General features: G+C 69.8%; 3 protein-coding genes. All 3 read left to right on the top strand.

Features of this window, described 5'->3' with window-relative positions; genetic code table 11:
• Positions 1-134: 134 nt before the first annotated feature.
• Positions 135-2264 carry an excinuclease ABC subunit UvrB gene (gene uvrB, locus HY68_RS20330; RefSeq protein WP_041990891.1) on the top strand — a complete coding sequence of 710 codons (2130 nt, stop codon included), beginning with the start codon at positions 135-137 and terminating at the stop codon, positions 2262-2264.
• 183 nt (positions 2265-2447) lie between these two features.
• The gene (locus tag HY68_RS20335; protein WP_041996669.1) at positions 2448-3014 is read left to right on the top strand and encodes a TerD family protein; all 567 of its coding nucleotides are present in this window, start codon (positions 2448-2450) and stop codon (positions 3012-3014) included.
• A 138-nt stretch (positions 3015-3152) separates the two neighbouring features.
• A partial coding sequence (locus HY68_RS45325) for a TerD family protein (RefSeq protein ID WP_041990893.1) occupies positions 3153-3895 on the top strand: 743 nt, incomplete at its 3' end.

The raw sequence follows: 3895 nt of genomic DNA on the forward strand, positions 1-3895 counted from the left end.
CGGCGGGACGGGGCCCTCATGGCGGCTCCGACCTGCACGAATGGTGATCCCGTGGTGATCCCGCCGAGGTGCGCCGGCCATGATCGACCGCCGCTCGCCGCCCGACTGTCAGTGCGGGGTCGTACGGTGGATCCATGCGGCCCGTTTCCCACATCGAACGTACGGTGGCGCCTTTCGAGGTCGTCAGTTCCTACCAGCCCAGCGGTGACCAGCCGACCGCGATCGCCGACCTGGAGCGGCGCGTCCGCGCCGGGGAGAAGGATGTCGTCCTGCTCGGCGCGACCGGCACGGGCAAGTCGGCGACGACGGCCTGGATGATCGAGAAGCTTCAGCGTCCCACCCTGGTGATGGCGCCGAACAAGACCCTTGCCGCCCAGCTGGCGAACGAATTCCGCGAGCTGCTGCCCAACAACGCCGTCGAGTACTTCGTCTCGTACTACGACTACTACCAGCCCGAGGCGTACGTGCCGCAGTCGGACACGTACATCGAGAAGGACTCCTCCATCAACGAGGAGGTCGAGCGGCTGCGCCATTCCGCGACGAATTCGCTGCTCACCCGGCGCGACGTGGTCGTGGTCGCCTCCGTCTCGTGCATCTACGGCCTCGGTACGCCGCAGGAGTACGTGGACCGGATGGTGTCGCTGAAGGTCGGCGCCGAGGTCGACAGGGACGAGCTGCTGCACCGCTTCGTGGAGATGCAGTACACGCGCAACGACGTCTCGTTCACCCGGGGCACCTTCCGGGTCCGCGGCGACACCATCGAGATCTTCCCGGTCTACGAGGAGCTGGCCGTCCGGATCGAGATGTTCGGCGACGAGATCGAGGCGCTGACCACCCTCCACCCGCTGACCGGCGAAGTCATCAGCGAGGACCGCGAGCTGTACGTCTTCCCCGCCAGCCACTACGTGGCGGGCCCCGAGCGCATGGAGCGCGCGGTCAACGACATCGAGCGCGAGCTGGAGATCCGCCTCGCGGAGCTCGACAAGCAGGGCAAGCTGCTGGAGTCCCAGCGGCTGCGGATGCGCACGACGTACGACATCGAGATGATGCGCCAGATCGGCTCCTGCTCCGGCATCGAGAACTATTCGATGCACTTCGACGGCCGCGACCCCGGCACGGCGCCCAACACCCTCCTCGACTACTTCCCCGAGGACTTCCTGCTGGTCATCGACGAGTCGCATGTCACGGTGCCGCAGATCGGCGCGATGTACGAGGGCGACGCGTCCCGGAAGCGGACCCTCGTCGACCACGGCTTCCGGCTGCCGTCCGCGCTGGACAACCGCCCGCTGAAGTGGGAGGAGTTCCAGAAGCGCATCGGACAGACGGTCTATCTCTCCGCCACCCCCGGCAAGTACGAGCTGTCCCGTGGCGACGGCTTCGTCGAGCAGATCATCCGCCCCACCGGGCTCATCGACCCGGAGGTCGTCGTCAAGCCCACCGAAGGGCAGATCGACGACCTGGTGCACGAGATCCGCAAGCGCACGGAGAAGGACGAGCGGGTCCTGGTCACCACCCTCACCAAGAAGATGGCGGAGGACCTCACCGACTACTTCCTGGAGCTGGGCATCCAGGTCCGGTACCTGCACAGCGACGTCGACACGCTGCGCCGTATCGAGCTGCTGCGCGAGCTGCGCTCCGGTGAGTACGACGTACTGGTCGGCATCAACCTCCTGCGGGAGGGCCTCGACCTGCCCGAGGTGTCGCTGGTGGCCATCCTGGACGCCGACAAGCAGGGCTTCCTGCGCTCCGGCACCTCGCTCATCCAGACCATCGGCCGCGCCGCCCGTAACGTGTCGGGCCAGGTCCACATGTACGCGGACCAGGTCACCCCGGCGATGGCGCAGGCCATCGACGAGACGAACCGGCGCCGGGAGAAGCAGGTCGCCTACAACACCGAGCGCGGCCTCGACCCGCAGCCGCTGCGCAAGAAGATCAACGACATCGTCGCGACCATCGCGCGCGAGGAGATCGACACCGAGGCACTGCTCGGCACGGGCTACCGGCAGGCGAAGAACGGCAAGCCGGCCAAGACCCCCGTCCCCTCGCTCACGGCGCACACGCCCAAGGGCGGCAAGGGCGCGGCGAGCGCCGCCGTGCTCACCGACCGGCCCGCCGCCGAACTGGCCGGGATCATCGAGGAGATGACGGACCGGATGCGGGCCGCCGCCGCCGAGCTGCAGTTCGAGGTGGCCGCCCGGCTGCGCGACGAAGTGGGCGAGCTGAAGAAGGAGTTGCGGCAGATGAGGGAGGCGGGGCTGGCCTGACGCCGGTGCCGTCGGTGTGTTGCAACACCGACACAAAACCGGCCCGAGCCTGCTGCCGCTCAGGGACGACTGCGTAGGGTGCTGCGCAACCGCACACGGACGGTTGCGGGGGACCATTCGAGAAGGGGACAGCGCGTGGTGGATGCATCCAAGGGCAGTGCGCCCGGGGGCCCTGGGGTCAATCTGACCAAGGGACAGGCCATCAGCCTGGAGAAGAGGGGCGGCGGCACACTGACCGCCGTGCGGATGGGGCTCGGCTGGCAGGCCGCCCCGCGCCGGGGGCTGTTCGGCTCCCGCACCCGCGAGATCGACCTGGACGCCTCCGCGGTGCTGTTCGCCGACAAGCAGCCGGTCGACGTGGTCTTCTTCCGCCACCTCGTCAGCGACGACGGCTCGGTGAAGCACACCGGGGACAACCTCGTCGGCGGCGCGGGGCAGGGCGGGGACGACGAGGCGATCCTGGTCGACCTCCAGCGGGTGCCGGTCCATATCGACCAGATCGTCTTCACGGTCAACTCCTTCACCGGTCAGACGTTCCAGGAAGTGCAGAACGCGTTCTGCCGGATCGTCGACGAGACCAACGGCCAGGAGCTGGCCCGCTACACCCTCGACGGCGGCGGCCAGTACACCGCGCAGATCATGGCGAAGGTGCACCGCTCAGGGACCGGCTGGCAGATGACCGCCCTCGGCAACCCCGCCAACGGCCGTACGTTCCAGGACCTGATGCCGGCGATCCTGCCGCATCTGTGACGGGGGCGCCGGCGACGGCGCCGTAACCGCGAGACTCACCGTGAGCGCAGCTCCCGGCGGCCAGGCCGCCGGGAGCTGCACCCGTGTCACACCACTCAGCACCACCGGACGACGTACGACCGACGAGGGGACAAGCCGATGACGGCGGAGCTGGTCCGGGGGCAGAATCACCCCCTGCCGCACACCCGGCTGGAGATCCGGGTGACGGCCGGCACGCCGCTGCTGGCCTGCGCCACGCTGGGCGACGCGAAGGGCACCGTGCTCGGCACGGAGTGGATCGCCCACCCCGGCTCGCCCACCCTCCCCGGCATAGAGGTGTCCCGCCAGGCGGCGGCCGGACTGCGTTTCCACGTCGATCTGGAGGCCGTGCCCGAGCGGGCGCATCTGGTGCATGTCCTGCTCGCCCTGCCCCGAGGTGTGGGCGGCCCCGCGCACTTCGGCTCGACCGCCGCCCCCTACGCCGCCGTCACCGCCACCGACGGCACGGAAGTGGCCAGCTTCACCCTCACCGGGCTCGACACCGAATCGGCCGTCGTCGCGCTGGAGCTCTACCGCAGACAGGGCGCCTGGAAGGTCAGAGCCGTCGGCCAGGGGTACGACGGCGGCCTCGCCGAACTCTTCGGCGACCAGGGACTGCCGCAGCCCGCCGTCTTCGCCGCCACCGTCCACGACGCGGTGGCGCTGCATCTCGCGGACGCCGTGCAGGCACCGCGGGCCCCCGAGCCGCCGCAGGTCCCGAACACCCCGCAGTCCCCGCCGCCCGCACAGTCCCCGCACACCCCGGAGCGGGACGGCGCGCGCGCCGTACGCGACAGGGCCGTACCGCAGCCGAGGACGGCGGGCGGCGCCGTCGACTACACCCACCCCGGGCGCCGTACGAC

The organism is Streptomyces sp. AcH 505 (assembly GCF_000818175.1).
Taxonomy (GTDB): Bacteria; Actinomycetota; Actinomycetes; order Streptomycetales; family Streptomycetaceae; genus Streptomyces.

Coding starts and splice junctions, on each gene's coding strand:
- uvrB (WP_041990891.1), top strand. CDS start 135: ATGCGGCCCGTTTCCCACATCGAACGTACGGTGGCGCCTTTCGAGGTC.